We start from the raw sequence: 19,295 nt of genomic DNA, 5'->3' as shown, positions 1-19,295 counted from the left end.
CAAACAAAACGCCCCGAACCAGTCGGGGCGTTTTGTTTTACGGGCTGACCTGTTTCAGGTCATGTTCGCAGATCAGGCCACCAGATCATTGGCACTGAAACTGTTCACACCCACCAGCTGGATTTCAAAGTCCGCGCCGGCATTGCCGCTGACGTTGCCCGAGAGTACGTGATCGACAAAGCGTAACTGACCTGCGCCGGTGAAGTCATTCGCGCCGATGAAACTGAAGCCGTTGAAACCGGCACTCAGCAGGTTGGCGTCGAATTTGCTCAGGTCGATCTTGTCGCCCTGCAGGCTGCTGAAGTCAGTGATGACATCACGGTTGGCACCGATTCCCATCTCATTGACTGCCGAGAACACGAAGGTGTCGGCGCCGGCTCCGCCGGTCAACAGGTCGGCCCCGGCTCCGCCATCAAGGATGTTATTGCCGGCATTCCCTACCAGATTGTTCTTGAGGGCATTGCCGGTGCCGCTGAAATTGCCTCCGCCCAGCAACAGCAGGTTTTCTACGTTGGCACTCAGGCTGTAGCTGATCCACGACATGACAGTATCGATTTCATTGGCGGAAGTACCGGTCTCGATCACGACGTCACCGACATTGTCTACCAGGTAAGTGTCGTTGCCGGCACCGCCGTTCATGATGTCCGCACCGCCCAGACCGTCGAGCACGTTGTCGCCGGCGTTGCCGATCAAGGTGTTGTCGAGGGCGTTGCCGACACCGGCCAGGTTGGCGCTACCGACCAGGATGAGATTTTCCAGATTGGCGCCCAGCGTCCAGCTGACCGAGGACTGCACGGTGTCGACTTCGCTGGCGCTGGTGCCGGCTTCAATGACCACGTCCAGGGCGTTGTCGACGATGTAAGTGTCGTTGCCGGCGCCGCCGTTCATGACGTCCGCGCCGAGGCCACCATTGAGCACGTTGTTGCCGGCATTGCCGATCAACACGTTATTCAAGGCGTTGCCAGCGGCGTTGAGGTTGTCGCCACCCAGCAGGGTCAGGTTCTCGACGTTGGCGCCCAGGCTGTAGTTGATCCAGGAAAGCACGGTGTCGACTTCGCTTGGCGAAGCGTTGTTTTCGATCACCACGTCACCGACGTTGTCCACGATGTACGTGTCGTTGCCGGCGCCGCCGCTCAGGGTGTCAGCGCCGCCCAGACCATCGAGCACGTTATTGCCGGCGTTGCCGATCAAGGTGTTGTTGAGGGCGTTGCCTACGGCGCTGAGGCTGTCGCTGCCGAGCATGGTCAGGTTTTCGACGTTGCTGCTCAGGCCATAGCTGATCCAGGACAGGACGGTGTCGATCTCGGTCTGCGAGGCATTGGTTTCGATGATGGTGTCGGCGGCGTTGTCGACGATGTAAGTGTCGTTGCCGGCACCACCGTTCATGATGTCCGCACCGCCCAGACCATCGAGCACGTTGTCGCCAGCGTTACCGATCAGGGTGTTGCCGAGGGCGTTTCCGACGCCGGCCAGGTTGGCGCTGCCGAGCAGGGTGAGGTTTTCCAGGTTGGCGCCCAGTGTCCAGCTGATCGACGACTGTACGGTGTCGATTTCGCTGGCGCTGGTGCCGGCTTCAATGACCACGTCCAGGGCGTTGTCGACGATGTAAGTGTCATTGCCGGCGCCGCCGTTCATGACGTCCGCGCCGAGGCCACCGTTGAGCACATTGTTGCCGGTGTTGCCGGTCAGCACGTTGTTGCCGGCGTTACCGGTGGCGTTGAGGTTATCGCCACCCAGCAGAGTCAGGTTCTCGACGTTGGCGCCCAGGCTGTAATTGATCCAGGAGAGCACAGTGTCGACTTCGCTTGGCGAAGCGTTGTTTTCGATCACCACATCACCGGCGTTATCGACGATGTAGGTGTCATTGCCCGCGCCGCCGCTCAGGGTGTCGGCGCCGCCCAGACCATCGAGCACGTTGTTGCCGGCGTTGCCGATCAGGGTGTTGTTGAGGGCGTTGCCGACAGCGCTGAGGCTGTCGCTGCCGAGCATGGTCAGGTTTTCGACGTTGTTGCCCAGGCCATAGCTGATCCACGACCAGACAGTGTCGACCTCGGTCGGCGAGGCATTGGTTTCGATGATGGTGTCGGCGGCGTTGTCGACGATGTAAGTGTCGTTGCCGGCACCACCGTTCATGATGTCCGCACCGCCCAGACCGTCGAGCACGTTGTCGCCAGCGTTACCGATCAGGGTGTTGCCGAGGGCGTTTCCGACACCGGCCAGGTTGGCGCTGCCGAGCAGGGTGAGGTTTTCCAGGTTGGCGCCCAGCGTCCAGCTGACCGAGGTCTGCACGGTGTCGATTTCGCTGGCGCTGGTGCCGGTTTCAATGATCACGTCCAGGGCATTGTCGACGACGTAAGTGTCATTGCCGGCGCCGCCGTTCATGACGTCCGCGCCGAGGCCACCGTTGAGCACATTGTTGCCGGTGTTGCCGGTCAGCACGTTGTTGCCGGCGTTACCGGTGGCGTTGAGGTTGTCACCACCCAGCAGAGTCAGGTTCTCGACGTTGGCGCCCAGGCTGTAGTTGATCCAGGAGAGCACGGTGTCGACTTCGCTTGGCGAAGCGTTGTTTTCGATCACCACATCACCGGCGTTATCGACGATGTAGGTGTCATTGCCCGCGCCGCCGCTCAGGGTGTCGGCGCCGCCCAGACCATCGAGCACGTTGTTGCCGGCGTTGCCGATCAGGGTGTTGTTGAGGGCGTTGCCGACAGCGCTGAGGCTGTCGCTGCCGAGCATGGTCAGGTTTTCGACGTTGTTGCCCAGGCCATAGCTGATCCACGACCAGACAGTGTCGACCTCGGTCGGCGAGGCATTGGTTTCGATGATGGTGTCGGCGGCGTTGTCGACGATGTAAGTGTCGTTGCCGGCACCACCGTTCATGATGTCCGCACCGCCCAGACCGTCGAGCACGTTGTCGCCGGCGTTACCGATCAGGGTGTTGCCGAGGGCGTTTCCGACACCGGCCAGGTTGGCGCTGCCGAGCAGGGTGAGGTTTTCCAGGTTGGCGCCCAGCGTCCAGCTGACCGAGGTCTGCACGGTGTCGATTTCGCTGGCGCTGGTGCCGGTTTCAATGATCACGTCCAGGGCATTGTCGACGACGTAAGTGTCATTGCCGGCTCCGCCGTTCATGACGTCCGCGCCGAGGCCACCGTTGAGCACATTGTTGCCGGTGTTGCCGGTCAGCACGTTGTTGCCGGCGTTACCGGTGGCGTTGAGGTTGTCGCCACCCAGCAGAGTCAGGTTCTCGACGTTGGCGCCCAGGCTGTAGTTGATCCAGGAGAGCACGGTGTCGACTTCGCTTGGCGAAGCGTTGTTTTCGATCACCACATCACCGGCGTTATCGACGATGTAGGTGTCGTTGCCCGCGCCGCCGCTCAGGGTGTCCGCACCGCCCAGACCATCGAGCACGTTGTTGCCTGCGTTGCCGATCAGGGTGTTGTTGAGGGCGTTGCCGACACCGGCCAGGTGGGCGGCGCCGAGCAGGGTAAGGTTCTCGAGATTCGCCCCCAGCGTCCAGCTTACTGCCGACAGGACAGTATCGATCTCCGTTGGAGAGGTGCTCGTTTCGATGATGGTGTCACCGGGATTTTCGACCAGGTAGGTGTCGTTACCCAGGCCACCGATGAGCACGTCTGCGCCGGCACCACCATTCAGCACGTTATTCCCGGCGTTGCCGGTCAGAACGTTGTTGAGCTCGTTGCCATTGGCAGTGAGGTTGGCCGTGCCCATCATCGTCAGGTTTTCAACGTTGGCTGCAAGGCTGTAATCCACCCACGAGAGAACTGTGTCGATCTCCCAGGGCGAGCTGCCGGTTTCCACGACGGAGTCGGCGATATTGTCCACAACATAGGTGTCGTTGCCGGCGCCGCCATTCATGGTGTCAGCCCCACCACGCCCGTCAAGGACGTTGGCCAGCGCGTTTCCGATAAGTACATCATTTTGCGCTGAGCCGACCGCATTCTCGATCTGGGTTCCATAAGCAATGGCCAGACCCTGGTTGAACATGGTCATGTTGTCGTATTTGAGGAACGCTTTGCCGATCTGGCTGAACTGACCTTCATTGAGGTTCAGGATAACGGCGGTTTTCTGGTTGCTGGCATCGATCGTATCGTTGCCGCCTGCATCCCAGATGGTCTCGAAAACAGATTGGTCGGGCGCCCAGCTATAGGTGTTGTTACCTGCCTGCCATTGAGTATTGGCGCCGTAGATTGTCTGCATGGCAGCAATGTCCAGCATCATCGGCGTGGTGGGCTGGAAAGCATAACCATCGTTGTAGCTCATGACGGTATAGCGAACATCGTCCAGTGCATAGGGCAAGGTGTTGAAGTTGCCGATGCCAATGCTGAACGGATGCTTGAGTCCAAGGGCGTGACCGATCTCGTGTACGAAGGTCAGGTAGTCGTAGGAGCCTTTCGACGGATCCAGACTGTCGGTTTCCGGACCGATCCAGACGTCTCCGGCGCGCGGAGTATCGTCGGGCAAGTACGCCCATGCCACCGTGCCATCTGGCATGTTCGAATAGCCGCCAAAACGCAGGTCCCCGACATTGCTGGAGGTCTCGGTGACTTGTATGAATTTGACGTTGGCGACCGAGCTCCATGCGCTCAAGGCACTCTGGACGGCCGTTTTTTGTACGTCCGTCAGTTCAAAGCTCTTCAGGAATTCGTTATTGCTGCTGTAGTTGCGAGCGAAACTCGATTGGCCAATCGAAAGAAAGCTGTAGGTCAGGCTGGTGATGGCGCCGGTATGGTTCAACGGATTGTTCATCCATTTGGTACCGAACAACAGACTGTCGATCTGCGCGTTTCCGGTGAGATCGACATTCGAACTATAGGAGTAACCAATCGGGCTGGGCATGCGGATTTCCTGAGTGCTCTGCGGCCCTTCCTGGATGCGGCCGCTACAAAAAAGAAGCGATTTTGCACGAGTCATAGTGAGTTTGACATCACTGTGCCACTATTTTTCGGATCAATGGCGTCAAATTGCTGACTTGGCGGAATGTATCGGCGATTACAGTAGAATCCTGAGGCTGTTTCAGTGCCGTTTGTCCAGGAACCTCATCTCTTATGACCGTCACCGCTCCCACGCTCATCCGCGAAACCTTCCCTGTCGGTCCTCTGCAGTGCAACTGCACGATCATCGGCGATCCGATCACCAAAAAAGCCATCGTTGTCGATCCGGGCGGTAATCCTGACCTGATCATGGCTCGCCTCGATTCGCTCGGTCTTAAAGTGGTCAGCATCATTCACACCCACGCGCACCTCGATCACTTCCTGGCTTCCGGCCAGATGAAAGAGAAAACCGGCGCCACGTTGCACCTGCATAAAGAGGATCAGTTCCTGTGGGACAACCTCGAGATGCAATGCCAGATGTTCGGTGTGCCGTACACGCCGGTGCCGTCGCCGGATCGCTGGTTGAGCGACGATGAAGAGCTGGCCTGCGGCTGCGGCGTTGCGCTGCACACGCCGGGGCATACGCCAGGTTCCATGAGCTTCTGGTTTTCCGAGGCTAAGCTGTTGATAGCCGGCGACACGCTGTTTCGTCGCGGGGTAGGGCGCACGGATTTGTGGGGCGGCGATCAGGCGACCATCGTGCGATCGATCAAGCAGCGGCTGTACACCCTGGATGAAGACGCGACCGTTGTGGCCGGGCATGGTCCGGATACGCGTCTGGGGGATGAAATGCGCGAGAACCCGTTTGTGCGTGCCTAAACATTTTGTCACGGGTGCCCAGCGGAATTTTTGTGCATTGTCATGATCCAACGCCCGCACGGGCCAATTGCCAATGGCCGCTGCACCACAGAATGCAAAATGTAGGAGCACTCCATGTTCACCACGCGTCGTTTGATTATTGTCGCTACTGCCGTGGCCGTATTGTCCGGCTGCGCCTCGCCCAACCCGTATGACAATCAGGGTCAGGCCGACGGTGGCTCCCAGGGCATGAGCAAAACCGCCAAGTACGGTGGCCTCGGTGCACTGGCCGGCGCGCTGGCCGGTGCCGCCATCGACCACAACAACCGCGGCAAGGGTGCGCTGATCGGCGCAGCCGTCGTCGGTGCCTCGGCCGCCGGTTACGGCTACTACGCTGACCAGCAGGAGAAAAAACTGCGGGCCAGCATGGCCAACACCGGGGTTGAAGTGCAGCGTCAGGGCGACCAGATCAAACTGATCATGCCGGGCAACATCACCTTCGCCACCGATTCGGCGAATATCGCTTCCAGCTTCTATCAGCCGCTGAACAACCTGGCCAACTCGCTCAAAGAGTTCAACCAGAACCAGATCGAGATCGTCGGTTACACCGACAGCACCGGCAGCCGCCAGCACAACATGGACCTGTCCCAGCGTCGTGCACAGAGCGTGGCGACCTACCTGACTTCGCAAGGCGTCAGCGGTGCCAACCTGAGCGCCCGCGGTGCCGGCCCGGATAACCCGATCGCCAGCAACGGTGACGTCAACGGCCGGGCGCAGAACCGCCGAGTCGAGGTCAACCTCAAGGCGATCCCGGGCCAGCAGTATCAACAACCGGGCCAGCCTGTTCAGCAGTACTGAAAAAGGGCCGAACAAAAAAACCGACAGTTCGCTGTCGGTTTTTTTTTGAATGCCTCTGCGTGAGAGCTATTGGATCATGACGCAGGCGCGTCCACGGTGCTTCTCAAGGCGAAGTCTTTTCCACGCTTTTTGCCTGTGGCAGTGGGCGATCAAACCACTTCTTCAGCGACATGGATGGTTTTTCAATGACTTTCCAGGACACGAATGCCACTGGGGCAAGAACCACCATCGTAATCAGGAAGTAGCTGAAAACATTCAGTTTGACGCTGTGTTGTGCTGCGATTGCAACGAGTGCCTGTGCAATCGGCCAGCCATAAATGTAAACGCCATAGGAAATGTCGTTCTTCAAGTTCATTAAAGGTCTGGTGTGTTTGCCGAGGTAAATGACGAAGGCGGGAAATGCCACCATGTAACCAATCCGGACAAACTGCTCAAAGGATACTTTTGGCCCCCACAAAAACGGAATGTTGCTGGAAATCCATTCGTAGATTGCCAGCGGCAGGGGCAGATAGGCGAGAAGGGCCAGAATGGCGCAAGACCACGCTGCGAGTTTTCCGAAGTTCAATCTGGCTTCAACAAGCGCAATGAACATTCCCGCCAGAAACATCATGATCAGCGGGGCAATGACCAGAACAGGCGCACTGTCACTGGACAGGTTCAAGAGATAGAGCAGCCAGGCCACAGCGAAGAATACCGAGAATCCGTCACGGTTTAGTGTTCCCAGCAGTCCGAGTACGGCAAGCATCAAATAACATACAACTTCCCAGGTCAGCGTCCAGACCGGGCCGTTTGCAATGTACTGCACGGGGTTCTCTTTGAACCCTCCGAAGTGACTGGCGATCAACCCTGTTGCAAACATGGCGACAAGCAGTCCCGGCAATATGCGCAGCACACGGTTTGCAGCAAAGGAAACAAAAGTGTTGCTTCTCAGGTAGCTCTGGCAAATCAGGTATCCGCTAATGACGAAAAAGCCATGAACGGAAAGGTTTCCAAGAGACCGACCCCATATAATCGGCTCCTCGTAACCCAGCAAGGCATACGAGTGTGAAAACACAACCAGCGTTGCAAACACCAGTCGCAGCAAATTGAAATTATTATGATGGGATGGCACGGCCATTCTGCTTGTCCTTTCTGGCGCACCCGTGTGCGACGTATTGAGAATATTTCTTTCTTGCCAGCGATATCCGCAGCATCTTCAAAAATGGTTACTGATTGCAAAACTCAGTCGCGAGCGTGATTCCCGGGTTGCTGCGCCACCCTGAGGCTGTGGCATTGGCGAGGCATCGGATTCATGTCTCAGGGTGAATCCAAATTTTTGCGCATGATAGCGTGTGGACCCCGGCGTTAGGTAATCCAGGTATGTGCTGCGTGTCCGATAGTGGAGCGGTGAGGCGGCATTTTAGTGGTCTCACCCCCTTGAAAACGAAAAACCCGCCAAGCGTAATGCTTGTCGGTTTTTTTTTCGGTTCGAATTTGTTTTGTGGTGTTGCTCGATTACTTCTTCAGGCCGTAATGCTCATCAAGCATGCCCGGCGAGTTCGGGGTCTTCGGCGCGTAGTCACGCGGCGGTTCCTGATCCCGTGGTGGCGTCAGGCGTTCCCGCGGAGCCTGTGCTGCGTCGGCGTGCAGCGAGGCGAGCAAGCGTTGACGGGTCTGCTCGTCCAGGGCCAGGCGGTTGGCGCCCTCGGCGAGGTGGTCCTGCACTTCCTGATAGCTCTGGGTCAGTTTCTTGACCAGATTGGCGGTGCTGTTGAAGTGGGTCACCACTTCGTTCTGATAACTGTCGAAACGTTCCTGAATATCATCCAGTTGACGCTGCGTGCGGCTGGGCGCGGCGTTCGGCGCAACGCGAGCGATCAGGAAACCAATGGCGACACCCACAACCAGGGCAAGAGTCGGTAACAACCAAACTAAGAGCGAGTGTTCCACGAGTCCTTCCTCTATAAACGGCTTTGCTTTACGTTAACGGCTCGAACCTGCGCTGTATACCGCGATTCACTCGCAATAGACTGGCACAGACAATTTGCTAGACGAGTCGACCCGATTCGAGGTCACGGAGTTCCTTCCTTGCTGATGCGTGAAACCCCTGTAGTGATTGATGGCCCGGTGGGGCAACTTGAGTCTTTGTATCTGGACAATGAGCAGCCACGCGGCATCGCATTGATCTGCCACCCGAACCCGGTGCAGGGCGGCACCATGCTCAACAAGGTCGTCTCGACCCTGCAGCGCACCGCGCGCGACGCGGGTCTTATCACCTTGCGCTTCAACTATCGTGGCGTTGGTGCCAGCGAAGGCTCCCATGACATGGGCACCGGTGAGGTCGATGACGCACAGGCCGCTGCCGCCTGGCTGTTGGAAAAACACCCGGATCTGCCACTGACCCTGTTCGGTTTCTCCTTCGGCGGATTTGTTGCAGCAAGTCTCGGGGGCCGTCTCGAAGCCCAAGGCGTGCTGCTCAAGCATCTGTTCATGGTCGCGCCGGCGGTGATGCGTCTGGGCGATCAGGATCAACTGCCGCAGCAGGGCGAGTTGACCGTGATCCAGCCGGAAACCGACGAAGTGATCGATCCGCAGCTGGTCTACGACTGGTCTGACAAACTCCAGCGCCCCCATGAGCTGCTGAAAGTGGCAGAATGCGGACACTTTTTTCATGGCAAGCTGACCGATCTCAAGGATCTGATCCTGCCGCGTCTCTCGAATTGATTGCAGTCTGACAAGCGATTACCCATGACGAACCGTACCCGCATCCTCACCGGCATCACCACCACCGGCACCCCGCACCTGGGCAACTACGCCGGCGCCATCCGCCCGGCGATTCTCGCCAGCCGCGACAGCAATGCCGACTCGTTCTACTTCCTGGCCGACTATCACGCCCTGATCAAGTGCGATGACCCGCTGCGCATTCAGCGCTCGCGTCTGGAAATCGCCGCGACCTGGCTGGCCGGTGGCCTGGATGTGGATCGCGTGACCTTCTACCGTCAGTCCGACATCCCGGAAATCCCCGAGCTGACCTGGCTGCTGACCTGCGTTGCCGCCAAGGGCCTGCTCAACCGCGCCCACGCCTACAAGGCCTCGGTGGACAAGAACGTCGAGACCGGCGAAGACCCGGATGCCGGCATCACCATGGGCTTGTACAGCTATCCGGTGCTGATGGCGGCGGACATTCTGATGTTCAACGCGCACAAGGTGCCGGTCGGTCGCGACCAGATCCAGCACGTGGAAATGGCCCGCGACATCGGCCAGCGCTTCAACCACCTGTTCGGCCAGGGCAAGGAGTTCTTCACCATGCCCGAAGCGCTGATCGAGGAAAGCGTGGCCACGTTGCCGGGCCTGGACGGTCGCAAGATGTCCAAGAGCTACGACAACACCATTCCGTTGTTCTCCAGCGCCAAGGAAATGAAGGACGCAATCTCGCGGATCGTCACCGACTCCCGCGCGCCGGGCGAAGCCAAGGATCCGGACAACTCGCACCTGTTCACCCTGTTCCAGGCGTTCTCCACGCCGGCGCAGGCCGACGAGTTCCGCAGCGAACTGCTGGGTGGTCTGGGTTGGGGCGAGGCGAAGAACCGTCTGTTCCAATTGCTGGATAACGAACTGGGCGAGTCCCGCGAGCGTTATCACCAGTTGATCGAGCGCCCGGCAGATCTGGAAGACATCCTGCAACACGGCGCCAAAAAGGCCCGTGCGGTGGCGACGCCGTTCCTCAACGAGCTGCGCGAAGCGGTTGGCCTGCGTTCCTTCGTCAATCAGGTTCAGGTGGCCGCGACTACCAAGAAGAAAGCCGCGAAAGCCGCACGTTTCGTCAGCTTCCGTGAAGGCGACGGCAGCTTCCGTTTCCGTCTGCTGGCGGCCGACGGCGAGCAATTGCTGTTGTCGCGCAACTTCGCCGACGGCAAAACCGCCGGTCAGGTGACCAAGCAGCTGCAGTCGGGTCAGGCGCTGGATGTGCGCAGCGAAGACCTGAGCTTCAGCGTCTGGCTGGAAGGCGAGTGCGTCGGCGACAGCCCGGCGTTCGCCGACGTGGCAGCGCGGGATGCGGCGGTCGAGGCCTTGCGGATCGCTCTGACACCGGTTCCGGAATAATCAACGGGCCGGCCCGACCAAGGGCCGATTGCCATTCCCACGGGCCATCGCTACAGTGACGGCCCGTTTTTGTTGCCTTGCTAACGAATTATGACGCCCCTAGAACGATATCAAGCTGATCTGAAACGCCCGGACTTCTTCCATGATGCGGCGCAGGAAACTGCCGTGCGTCATCTGCAACGCCTGTACGACGATCTGATCGCGGCCGAGCAGAACAAACCGGGTTTGCTGGGCAAGCTGTTTGGCAAAAAGGATCAGACGCCGGTCAAGGGCCTGTATTTCTGGGGCGGCGTGGGTCGCGGCAAGACTTACCTGGTGGACACCTTCTTCGAAGCGCTGCCATTCAAGGAAAAGACCCGCACTCACTTCCACCGCTTCATGAAGCGCGTGCACGAAGAGATGAAAACCCTCGGCGGCGAGAAAAACCCGCTGACCATCATCGCCAAGCGCTTCGCGACGGAATCACGGGTCATCTGCTTCGATGAATTCTTCGTTTCCGACATCACCGACGCCATGATCCTCGGCACGCTGATGGAAGAGCTGTTCAAGAACGGCGTGACCCTGGTCGCTACTTCGAACATCGTGCCGGACGGCCTGTACAAGGACGGCCTGCAACGCGCGCGCTTTCTGCCGGCCATCGCGCTGATCAAGCAGAACACCGAGATCGTCAACGTCGACAGCGGCGTCGACTACCGTCTGCGCCACCTCGAACAAGCGGAGCTGTTCCACTTCCCGCTCGACGAAGCCGCTCACGAAAGCCTGCGCAAGAGCTTCCGCGCGTTGACGCCGGAATGCACGGCGGCGGTGGAAAACGATGTGCTGATCATCGAAAACCGCGAAATCCGCGCTCTGCGCACATGCGATGACGTGGCCTGGTTCGACTTCCGCGAACTGTGCGACGGCCCGCGCAGCCAGAACGACTACATCGAACTGGGCAAGATCTTCCACGCCGTGCTGCTCAGTGGCGTGGAGCAGATGAGCGTCACCACCGACGACATCGCCCGACGCTTCATCAACATGGTCGACGAGTTCTACGACCGTAACGTCAAGCTGATCATTTCTGCCGAAGTCGAGTTGAAAGACCTGTACACCGGCGGACGCCTGACGTTCGAGTTCCAGCGTACCCTCAGCCGTCTGCTGGAGATGCAATCCCACGAATTCCTGTCCCGGGCACACAAGCCTTAAGCGGATTCGGCAAACAAAAAGGGCCTGCAGATGCAGGCCCTTTTTTGTGTCTGGTCGAATCGTCAGGCAGCTTGCTGGAACTGCTGCCGGTACTGGTTCGGCGACAGTTCGGTGTGCTGGCGGAACAGCCGTGCGAAGAAGCTCGCATCGTCGTAGCCGACTTCGTAGCTGATGGTCTTGATGCTCTTGCGACTGCCGGAGAGCAAGCCCTTGGCGGTCTCGATGCGCAGCCGTTGCAGATAGTGCAGCGGCTTGTCGCCGGTGGCGGTCTGGAAGCGGCGCATGAAGTTGCGGATGCTCATGCCGTGCTCGCGGGCGACGTCTTCGAAGCGGAACTTGTCGGCGAAATGCTCTTCGAGCCAGTGCTGGATCTGCAGGATGATCACGTCCTGGTGCAGTTTCTGGCCGCCGAAACCAATGCGTCCCGGGGCGTAGCTGCGTTGCACTTCATAGAGAATGTCGCGGGCCACCGCCTGGGCCACGTTGGCGCCGCAGAAGCGCTCGATCAGGTAAATGTAGAGATCGCAGGCCGAGGTGGTGCCGCCGGCACAATACAGGTTGTCGGCGTCGGTCAGGTGCTTGTCCTGATTGAGATAGACCTGCGGAAAGCGCTCGGCGAAGGCATTGAAGAAGCGCCAGTAAGTGGTCGCTTCCTTGCCGTTGAGCAACCCGGCCTCGGCCAGCCAGAACACCCCGGTGGCCTCGCCACAGAGCACGGCGCCCCGGGCGTGCTGTTCGCGCAGCCACGGCAGGATCTGTGGATAACGTTGGCACAGCGTATCGAAATCGTCCCAGAACGCCGGGAGGATGATGACGTCGGCGTTTTCCAGGCCGCCGTCCACCGGCATGACCACGTCACTGAAACTGTTCACCGGTTTGCCGTCGGGACTGACCAGCCGGGTTTCGAACGCCGGAGTCAAGCCGTGGCCCAGTTGTTTGCCGTAACGCAGGCTGGCCAGATGGAAGAAATCCTTGGCTTGCATGAGAGTGGAAGCGAAAACCCGGTCGATCGCCAGGATGCTGACGCGCCGCAAGGGCGTGGAGACTTGCTTGGACATAATTCAACTTTTGTTTTTATAAGGGAAAGTGGTCACCAGACGGCTGGATCGTCTTATTTTTTGTCGGATGTGTCCAGTGTCCTGTATCGGAAGCGAGGCTTAGTCTCTGAAGGTCTGATCCCTCCAACAATAAAGAAAAGGTGCCGCATGATTCCCAGAACCTTGTTCAGCTCCGAGCACGAATTGTTCCGCGACAGCGTACGAACATTCCTCGAAAAAGAGGCCGTGCCGTTCCATGGGCAATGGGAAAAACAAGGCTACATCGACCGCAAACTGTGGAACAAGGCGGGGGAGGCGGGGATGCTTTGCTCGCATCTGCCGGAGGAATACGGCGGATTGGGGGCGGACTTTCTTTACAGCGCGGTCGTGATCGAAGAAGTAGGGCGGCTGGGTCTGACTGGCATCGGCTTCTCGCTGCATTCGGACATCGTCGCGCCGTACATCCTGCATTACGGGAGCGAGGCGCTGAAGCAGAAATACCTGCCGAAGCTGGTGTCCGGCGAGATGGTCACCGCGATTGCCATGACCGAACCGGGCGCCGGTTCCGACCTGCAAGGAGTCAAGACCACGGCGGTGCTGGATGGCGACGAATATGTGATCAACGGTTCGAAAACCTTTATCACCAATGGCTTCCTGGCGGATCTGGTGATCGTCGTCGCCAAGACCGATCCCAAGGCCGGCGCCAAGGGCACCAGCCTGTTTCTGGTGGAGGCGAACACGCCGGGCTTCGACAAGGGCAAGCGCCTGGAAAAGGTCGGAATGAAGGCTCAGGACACGTCGGAATTGTTCTTCCAGGACGTGCGCGTTCCGAAGGAAAACCTGTTGGGTCAGGCCGGGGCGGGGTTTGCTTATCTGATGCAGGAGCTGCCGCAGGAGCGTCTGACCGTGGCGATTGGCGGTCTGGCCTCAGCCGAGGCGGCGCTGCAATGGACGCTGGATTACACCCGCGACCGCAAGGCGTTCGGCAAGTCGATTGCCGACTTCCAGAATACCCGCTTCAAACTGGCGGAAATGGCCACCGAGATTCAGATCGGCCGGGTGTTCGTCGACCGCTGCCTGGAGTTGCATCTGCAAGGCAAGCTTGATGTGCCGACGGCGGCGATGGCCAAGTACTGGGGCACCGACCTGCAATGCAAGGTGCTCGACGAGTGCGTGCAGCTGCATGGCGGCTACGGTTTCATGTGGGAATACCCGGTGGCGCGAGCCTGGGCGGACGCGCGGGTGCAGCGGATCTATGCCGGCACCAATGAAATCATGAAGGAGATCATTGCGCGGTCGCTGTAATGCAGCGTGATCGTTCCCACGCAGACGGTTCGACGTGGGAACGATCATCGTCTCGGATTACGGCGCCGGGTTCGGATGATCCTTGTGAATCGCTTCGATCCCTTCCAGCACTTCCCTCGACAGTTTCAGCTCGTAGCTGGCGATGTTGCTGTCCAGTTGCTCCAGCGTCGTCGCCCCGATGATGTTGCTGGTGACGAACGGTTGCTGATTCACAAACGCCAGGGCCATTTGTGCCGGATCCAGACCGTGTTCACGGGCCAGTGCCACGTAACGGCTGCACGCCGCTTCCGATTGCGGGTTGAAATAGCGGCTGAAGCGGCTGTAGAGGCTCAGGCGACCTTTTGGCGGACGCGCCCCACCTTCGTACTTGCCCGACAGGAAACCGAACGCCAGCGGCGAATAGGCGAGCAGGCCGCATTGTTCACGGATGGCGATTTCCGCCAGGCCGATCTCGAAACTGCGGTTGAGCAGGTTGTACGGGTTCTGGATCGACACGGCGCGCGGCCAGCCACGGGCTTCGGCCAGGGCGAGAAAGCGCATGGTGCCCCACGGGGTCTCGTTGGACAGGCCGATGTGGCGGATCTTTCCGGCCTTCACTTGCTCATCAAGTGCATCGAGGGTGTCTTCGAGGGGCGTCAGGTTGGCTTCGGTCTGGTGCTTGTAGCCCAGCTGTCCGAAAAAGTTGGTGCTGCGCTCCGGCCAGTGCAATTGATACAGATCGATGTAGTCGGTCTGCAGGCGCTTGAGGCTGGCGTCCACGGCTTCGGTGATGTGCTGGCGGTTGTGGCGCAGGTTCTTGTCGCGGATGTAGTCGATGGTGTTGCCGGGGCCGGCGATCTTGCTGGCGAGGATCCAGTCCGCGCGGTCGCCACGGCTCTTGAAGTAATTGCCGATGTAGCGCTCGGTGGTGGCGTAGGTTTCGGCTTTCGGTGGCACCGGGTACATCTCGGCGGTGTCGAGGAAATTGATCCCGGCCTCTTTTGCCCGCTCGATCTGGGCGAAGGCTTCAGCTTCAGTGTTTTGCTCGCCCCAGGTCATGGTGCCGAGGCAGATTGCACTCACGTTCAGGTCGGTACGGCCTAGCTGGCGATAGTCCATCGGGTGCTCCTTGGGCAAAACAAGCATAAAAGCAGGTTGAAATTTTTTTCGCAATCTGCATAATTGCCGACCTCTTTCTGCAGTGGAAGTGATGCGCCGCCGCCGAAGAATCTTGCCGTTGAACGGACGCGCCGACCCGAGCCCCCGAAAGCGTCTGTATCCGGCTGCCTTTGACTTGTCAAAGTACGCACTATTCAGTAAGATCCGCCGTCTTATTTACAGGCGGCCCCTGAGGCTATAAAGAATGAAAACTTTTACTGCTAAACCGGAAACAGTAAAGCGCGACTGGTTTGTCGTCGACGCTGCTGGTCAGACCCTGGGTCGTCTGGCCACCGAAATCGCGAGCCGTCTGCGTGGCAAGCACAAGCCTGAGTACACTCCTCACGTTGACACCGGCGACTACATCGTCGTAATCAACGCTGAGCAGATCCGTGTTACCGGTGCTAAAACCACTGACAAAATGTACTACTCCCACTCCGGTTTCCCGGGCGGCATCAAGTCGATCAACTTTGAAAAGCTGATCGCCAAGGCCCCTGAGCGCGTGATCGAGACCGCGGTTAAAGGCATGCTGCCTAAAAACCCACTGGGTCGCGACATGTACCGTAAGCTGAAAGTCTATGCGGGCGCTGCACACCCTCATACTGCTCAGCAGCCCCAAGAACTGAAGATTTAACGGAATAGTTCATTATGTCGGCGACTCAAAATTACGGCACTGGCCGTCGCAAGACCGCAACCGCACGCGTTTTCCTGCGTCCGGGTACTGGTAACATCTCCATCAACAACCGCTCCCTGGACACGTTCTTCGGTCGCGAAACTGCCCGCATGGTAGTTCGTCAGCCGCTGGAACTGACTGAGACTGTCGAGAAGTTCGACATCTACGTCACCGTCATCGGTGGTGGTGTAAGTGGTCAAGCTGGCGCAATCCGCCACGGCATCACTCGCGCTCTGATGGACTACGACGAAACCCTGCGTAGCGCTCTGCGCAAAGCTGGCTTCGTTACTCGCGACGCCCGTGAAGTTGAACGTAAGAAAGTTGGTCTGCGTAAAGCGCGTAAGCGTCCGCAGTACTCGAAGCGTTAATTTCGCTTCCACGTTCAAAAAGAACGCCCGATTCCTCACGGAACCGGGCGTTTTTTTATGCGTGCGATTTCTTGAATAATTGCGCTGTGACAACTTGCCACATTCGTAGACCCCCTATACTACAAGGCTTGAGGGCCAGCCCTCCGGGTAATTACCTTGTCAGAATTGGGGGTTTTCATTACCATTCGGCAAAATTTTTATAAGTACATAGTTTCAATTTAGTAGACGCCTGATTTAACAGGCCACAAAGCTGATGGGAGAGGACTGAATGAGCAATGACGGCGTGAATGCAGGCCGGCGTCGCTTCTTGGTAGCAGCCACATCCGTGGTGGGTGCTGCAGGAGCGGTGGGGGCTGCGGTCCCGTTCGTGGGGTCATGGTTTCCCAGTGCCAAGGCGAAGGCTGCCGGAGCACCGGTGAAAGTGAATGTCAGCAAAATCGAGCCAGGGCAGCAGATGATTGCTGAATGGCGCGGCCAGCCGGTGTTCATTGTCCGCCGTACCGAGGAAATCCTGGGGAATCTCAAGAAGATCGAGGGCCAGCTCTCCGATCCGACCTCCAAAAACTCCACGCAACCCACTTATGTCGACCCTGAAGTGCGTTCGATCAAGCCGGAAATCCTCCTGCTGATCGGGATCTGCACTCACCTGGGTTGCTCACCGACCTTCCGTCCCGAAGTGGCACCCGCGGATCTGGGCAAAGACTGGGTAGGCGGCTATTTCTGCCCTTGCCACGGTTCCCACTACGATCTGGCTGGCCGCGTCTACAAGTCGCAACCTGCGCCTTTGAACCTGCCAGTACCCCCGCATTCCTATGAGACCGATGACCTGATTGTCATTGGCGTCGATACGGAGAAAGCGTGATGAGCAAGTTCATGGATTGGGTTGATGCGCGCTTCCCCGCCACCAAGATGTGGGAAGACCATCTCAGCAAGTATTACGCTCCAAAAAACTTCAACTTCTTCTACTTCTTCGGCTCGCTGGCGCTGCTCGTTCTGGTCAACCAGATCGTCACCGGTGTCTGGCTGACCATGAGCTACACCCCGTCGGCGGAAGAAGCGTTCGCTTCCGTCGAATACATCATGCGCGACGTCGAGTACGGTTCGATCCTGCGTTTGCTGCACTCCACCGGCGCTTCGGCGTTCTTCATCGTGGTCTATCTGCACATGTTCCGTGGCCTGCTCTACGGTTCGTACCAGAAACCGCGTGAGCTGGTGTGGGTCTTCGGCATGCTGATCTACCTGGCGCTGATGGCCGAAGCCTTCATGGGTTACCTGTTGCCGTGGGGCCAGATGTCCTACTGGGGTGCTCAGGTGATCATCTCGCTGTTCGGCGCGATCCCGGTCATCGGCAACGACCTGACCCAGTGGATCCGTGGTGACTACCTGATTTCCGGGATCACCCTGAACCGCTTCTTCGCCCTGCACGTGGTTGCGCTGCCGATCGTGATTCTCGGCTTGGTGGTGCTGCACATTCTGGCGCTGCACGAAGTGGGTTCGAACAACCCGGACGGCGTGGACATCAAGAAGCACAAAGACGAAAACGGTATCCCTCTGGACGGCATCGCCTTCCACCCGTACTACACCGTGAAAGATATCGTCGGCGTCGTGGTGTTCCTGTTCATCTTCTGCTTCATTGTGTTCTTCTTCCCGGAAATGGGCGGCTACTTCCTCGAAAAGCCTAACTTCGAGCAGGCCAACCCGTTCAAGACGCCTGAGCACATTGCACCGGTCTGGTACTTCACACCGTTCTACGCAATCCTGCGTGCGGTCCCTGACAAGCTCATGGGCGTTATCGCCATGGGTGCGGCGATTGCGGTGCTGTTCGTCCTGCCGTGGCTCGACCGCAGCCCGGTCAAGTCGATGCGCTATAAAGGCTGGATGAGCAAGATCTGGCTGGTGGTGTTCTGCATTTCGTTCGTGATTCTCGGCATTCTGGGCGTTCTGGCCCCGACGCCAGGCCGTACGCTGCTGTCGCAGGTCTGCACCTTCCTGTACTTCGCCTACTTCATTCTGATGCCGTTCTACACCAGGCTCGAGAAGACCAAACCGGTTCCGGAAAGGGTGACTGGCTGATGAAAAAGTTATTTTTTGCTCTGATTTTTGCTGCTCTGCCAGTGCTGTCTTTCGCGGCCGAACACGGTGGTCCGGAACTGGAAAAGGTCGACATCGACGTTTCCGACAAGGCTGCCCTGCAGGATGGTGCGCGTACTTTCGCCAACTATTGCATGGGTTGCCACAGTGCCAAGTTCCAGCGTTACGAGCGTGTGGCCGATGACCTCGGCGTTCCGCACGAACTGATGCTGGAAAAACTGGTGTTCACCGGCGCCAAGATCGGCGATCACATGAACATCGGCATGCAGCCGGCCGACGCCAAAACCTGGTTCGGCGCAGCGCCGCCGGACCTGACGCTGGTGGCTCGTGTTCGCGGCACCGACTGGCTCTACGGTTACCTGAAGTCGTTCTACGAAGATCCTGCACGTCCATGGGGCGTGAACAACAAGGTCTTCCCGAACGTCGGCATGCCTAACGTGCTGGTCGGCCTGCAAGGTCGTCAGGTCGTGGGTTGCAAACAGGTACAGATCGTCGAAGACGGCAAGAAGCAATATGACCCGCTGACCGGTACGCCTCTGACTCATGAAGCGTGCGATCAGCTGACCATCGTGCCGAAAACCGGAACCCTCAACGAAGAGCAGTTCGATGAGAAGGTCAAGAATCTGGTAACCTTCCTGGCTTACTCGGCTAACCCGGTTAAGCTGCAACATCAGCGCATCGGTACTTACGTCTTGCTGTACCTGGCGTTCTTCTTTGTGTTCGCCTACCTGCTCAAGCGTGAATACTGGAAAGACGTGCACTGATAACGCTTCAAGCAATTGCTGTTAATCGCGCGCGCCCAAGGGCGCCTCTGAAAACGCAACGCCTGGTTCGCCAGTTGTTGCGGGAGGCGCCCTCTGGGCGCGCG

Annotated in this window: 16 protein-coding genes; 11 read left to right on the top strand and 5 right to left on the bottom strand. The window is 58.5% G+C overall.

The features are described from left to right. Positions 1 to 72: 72 nt before the first annotated feature. Positions 73 to 4,857: a M10 family metallopeptidase C-terminal domain-containing protein gene (locus tag AC1RT4_RS28000; protein WP_493089339.1), complete on the bottom strand. Its 4,785-nt coding sequence runs from the start codon at positions 4,855 to 4,857 to the stop codon at positions 73 to 75. Positions 4,858 to 5,066: 209 nt separating this feature from the next. Here AC1RT4_RS28000 and AC1RT4_RS27995 point away from each other — a divergent pair, with 209 nt between their 5' ends. Together AC1RT4_RS27995 and AC1RT4_RS27990 are read left to right on the top strand one after the other, a co-directional pair. Beyond that, on the top strand, positions 5,067 to 5,711 hold the full coding sequence (locus AC1RT4_RS27995; protein WP_493089337.1) for an MBL fold metallo-hydrolase: 645 nt from the start codon (positions 5,067 to 5,069) through the stop codon (positions 5,709 to 5,711). Positions 5,712 to 5,825: 114 nt separating this feature from the next. Then, positions 5,826 to 6,548 (top strand): YiaD family glycine zipper/OmpA-like lipoprotein, encoded by a 723-nt coding sequence (locus AC1RT4_RS27990; protein ID WP_085649201.1) that lies wholly within the window; start codon positions 5,826 to 5,828, stop codon positions 6,546 to 6,548. A 103-nt stretch (positions 6,549 to 6,651) separates the two neighbouring features. Here the strand turns inward: AC1RT4_RS27990 and AC1RT4_RS27985 are convergent, their stop codons facing one another. Together AC1RT4_RS27985 and AC1RT4_RS27980 are read right to left on the bottom strand one after the other, a co-directional pair. Beyond that, complete coding sequence (locus AC1RT4_RS27985) at positions 6,652 to 7,665, bottom strand: acyltransferase family protein (RefSeq protein ID WP_493089334.1); 1,014 nt, start codon at positions 7,663 to 7,665, stop codon at positions 6,652 to 6,654. A 377-nt stretch (positions 7,666 to 8,042) separates the two neighbouring features. Further along, on the bottom strand, positions 8,043 to 8,477 hold the full coding sequence (locus AC1RT4_RS27980; protein WP_007956803.1) for a Z-ring associated ZapG family protein: 435 nt from the start codon (positions 8,475 to 8,477) through the stop codon (positions 8,043 to 8,045). 144 nt (positions 8,478 to 8,621) lie between these two features. On the opposite strand from AC1RT4_RS27980, the gene AC1RT4_RS27975 reads away from it, so the two are divergent. The 3 genes from AC1RT4_RS27975 (at position 8,622) to zapE (ending at position 11,816) form a co-directional block, all read left to right on the top strand. Beyond that, positions 8,622 to 9,251 (top strand): alpha/beta hydrolase, encoded by a 630-nt coding sequence (locus AC1RT4_RS27975; RefSeq protein ID WP_493089431.1) that lies wholly within the window; start codon positions 8,622 to 8,624, stop codon positions 9,249 to 9,251. A 24-nt stretch (positions 9,252 to 9,275) separates the two neighbouring features. After that, positions 9,276 to 10,631 (top strand): tryptophan--tRNA ligase, encoded by a 1,356-nt coding sequence (locus AC1RT4_RS27970; protein ID WP_493089332.1) that lies wholly within the window; start codon positions 9,276 to 9,278, stop codon positions 10,629 to 10,631. 90 nt (positions 10,632 to 10,721) lie between these two features. Next, the gene (gene zapE / locus AC1RT4_RS27965; protein WP_085606932.1) at positions 10,722 to 11,816 is read left to right on the top strand and encodes a cell division protein ZapE; all 1,095 of its coding nucleotides are present in this window, start codon (positions 10,722 to 10,724) and stop codon (positions 11,814 to 11,816) included. Between the two features lie 62 nt (positions 11,817 to 11,878). Here zapE and AC1RT4_RS27960 read toward each other — a convergent pair whose 3' ends face one another. Then, positions 11,879 to 12,775, bottom strand: a complete 897-nt coding sequence (locus AC1RT4_RS27960) for a GlxA family transcriptional regulator (protein WP_170929381.1) — start codon at positions 12,773 to 12,775, stop codon at positions 11,879 to 11,881. A 246-nt stretch (positions 12,776 to 13,021) separates the two neighbouring features. On the opposite strand from AC1RT4_RS27960, the gene AC1RT4_RS27955 reads away from it, so the two are divergent. Continuing rightward, complete coding sequence (locus AC1RT4_RS27955; protein ID WP_207983896.1) at positions 13,022 to 14,158, top strand: acyl-CoA dehydrogenase family protein; 1,137 nt, start codon at positions 13,022 to 13,024, stop codon at positions 14,156 to 14,158. 57 nt (positions 14,159 to 14,215) lie between these two features. Here the strand turns inward: AC1RT4_RS27955 and AC1RT4_RS27950 are convergent, their stop codons facing one another. Next, complete coding sequence (locus tag AC1RT4_RS27950; RefSeq protein ID WP_493089329.1) at positions 14,216 to 15,256, bottom strand: NADP(H)-dependent aldo-keto reductase; 1,041 nt, start codon at positions 15,254 to 15,256, stop codon at positions 14,216 to 14,218. A 244-nt stretch (positions 15,257 to 15,500) separates the two neighbouring features. Between AC1RT4_RS27950 and rplM the strand changes: the two genes are divergently transcribed. The 5 genes from rplM (at position 15,501) to AC1RT4_RS27925 (ending at position 19,191) form a co-directional block, all read left to right on the top strand. After that, on the top strand, positions 15,501 to 15,929 hold the full coding sequence (rplM, locus tag AC1RT4_RS27945) for a 50S ribosomal protein L13 (RefSeq protein ID WP_003228062.1): 429 nt from the start codon (positions 15,501 to 15,503) through the stop codon (positions 15,927 to 15,929). Between the two features lie 14 nt (positions 15,930 to 15,943). Further along, on the top strand, positions 15,944 to 16,336 hold the full coding sequence (rpsI, locus tag AC1RT4_RS27940; protein WP_007956794.1) for a 30S ribosomal protein S9: 393 nt from the start codon (positions 15,944 to 15,946) through the stop codon (positions 16,334 to 16,336). Between the two features lie 268 nt (positions 16,337 to 16,604). Further along, positions 16,605 to 17,198 (top strand): ubiquinol-cytochrome c reductase iron-sulfur subunit, encoded by a 594-nt coding sequence (gene petA / locus AC1RT4_RS27935; protein WP_007917031.1) that lies wholly within the window; start codon positions 16,605 to 16,607, stop codon positions 17,196 to 17,198. Next, a complete protein-coding gene (locus tag AC1RT4_RS27930; protein ID WP_007956792.1) occupies positions 17,198 to 18,409 on the top strand; it encodes a cytochrome b in 1,212 nt (403 codons plus the stop codon). Before petA ends, AC1RT4_RS27930 begins: the two co-directional genes overlap by 1 nt. Further along, positions 18,409 to 19,191 carry a cytochrome c1 gene (locus tag AC1RT4_RS27925; protein ID WP_007956790.1) on the top strand — a complete coding sequence of 261 codons (783 nt, stop codon included), beginning with the start codon at positions 18,409 to 18,411 and terminating at the stop codon, positions 19,189 to 19,191. Before AC1RT4_RS27930 ends, AC1RT4_RS27925 begins: the two co-directional genes overlap by 1 nt. The last annotated feature ends 104 nt before the right edge of the window (positions 19,192 to 19,295 follow it).

It is taken from the genome of Pseudomonas sp. GW821-FHT11D10 (genome assembly GCF_058808435.1).
This window is presented reverse-complemented; position numbering and strand designations above follow the sequence as displayed.

What these genes read in the sequence shown, in the direction of transcription:
- AC1RT4_RS28000 (WP_493089339.1), bottom strand. Translation starts at nt 4,857, where the DNA reads ATGCCCAGCCCGATTGGTTACTCCTATAGTTCGAATGTCGATCTCACC.
- AC1RT4_RS27995 (WP_493089337.1), top strand. Translation starts at nt 5,067, where the DNA reads ATGACCGTCACCGCTCCCACGCTCATCCGCGAAACCTTCCCTGTCGGT.
- AC1RT4_RS27990 (WP_085649201.1), top strand. Translation starts at nt 5,826, where the DNA reads ATGTTCACCACGCGTCGTTTGATTATTGTCGCTACTGCCGTGGCCGTA.
- AC1RT4_RS27985 (WP_493089334.1), bottom strand. Translation starts at nt 7,665, where the DNA reads ATGGCCGTGCCATCCCATCATAATAATTTCAATTTGCTGCGACTGGTG.
- AC1RT4_RS27975 (WP_493089431.1), top strand. Translation starts at nt 8,622, where the DNA reads ATGCGTGAAACCCCTGTAGTGATTGATGGCCCGGTGGGGCAACTTGAG.
- AC1RT4_RS27970 (WP_493089332.1), top strand. Translation starts at nt 9,276, where the DNA reads ATGACGAACCGTACCCGCATCCTCACCGGCATCACCACCACCGGCACC.
- zapE (WP_085606932.1), top strand. Translation starts at nt 10,722, where the DNA reads ATGACGCCCCTAGAACGATATCAAGCTGATCTGAAACGCCCGGACTTC.
- AC1RT4_RS27955 (WP_207983896.1), top strand. Translation starts at nt 13,022, where the DNA reads ATGATTCCCAGAACCTTGTTCAGCTCCGAGCACGAATTGTTCCGCGAC.
- AC1RT4_RS27950 (WP_493089329.1), bottom strand. Translation starts at nt 15,256, where the DNA reads ATGGACTATCGCCAGCTAGGCCGTACCGACCTGAACGTGAGTGCAATC.
- rplM (WP_003228062.1), top strand. Translation starts at nt 15,501, where the DNA reads ATGAAAACTTTTACTGCTAAACCGGAAACAGTAAAGCGCGACTGGTTT.
- rpsI (WP_007956794.1), top strand. Translation starts at nt 15,944, where the DNA reads ATGTCGGCGACTCAAAATTACGGCACTGGCCGTCGCAAGACCGCAACC.
- petA (WP_007917031.1), top strand. Translation starts at nt 16,605, where the DNA reads ATGAGCAATGACGGCGTGAATGCAGGCCGGCGTCGCTTCTTGGTAGCA.
- AC1RT4_RS27930 (WP_007956792.1), top strand. Translation starts at nt 17,198, where the DNA reads ATGAGCAAGTTCATGGATTGGGTTGATGCGCGCTTCCCCGCCACCAAG.
- AC1RT4_RS27925 (WP_007956790.1), top strand. Translation starts at nt 18,409, where the DNA reads ATGAAAAAGTTATTTTTTGCTCTGATTTTTGCTGCTCTGCCAGTGCTG.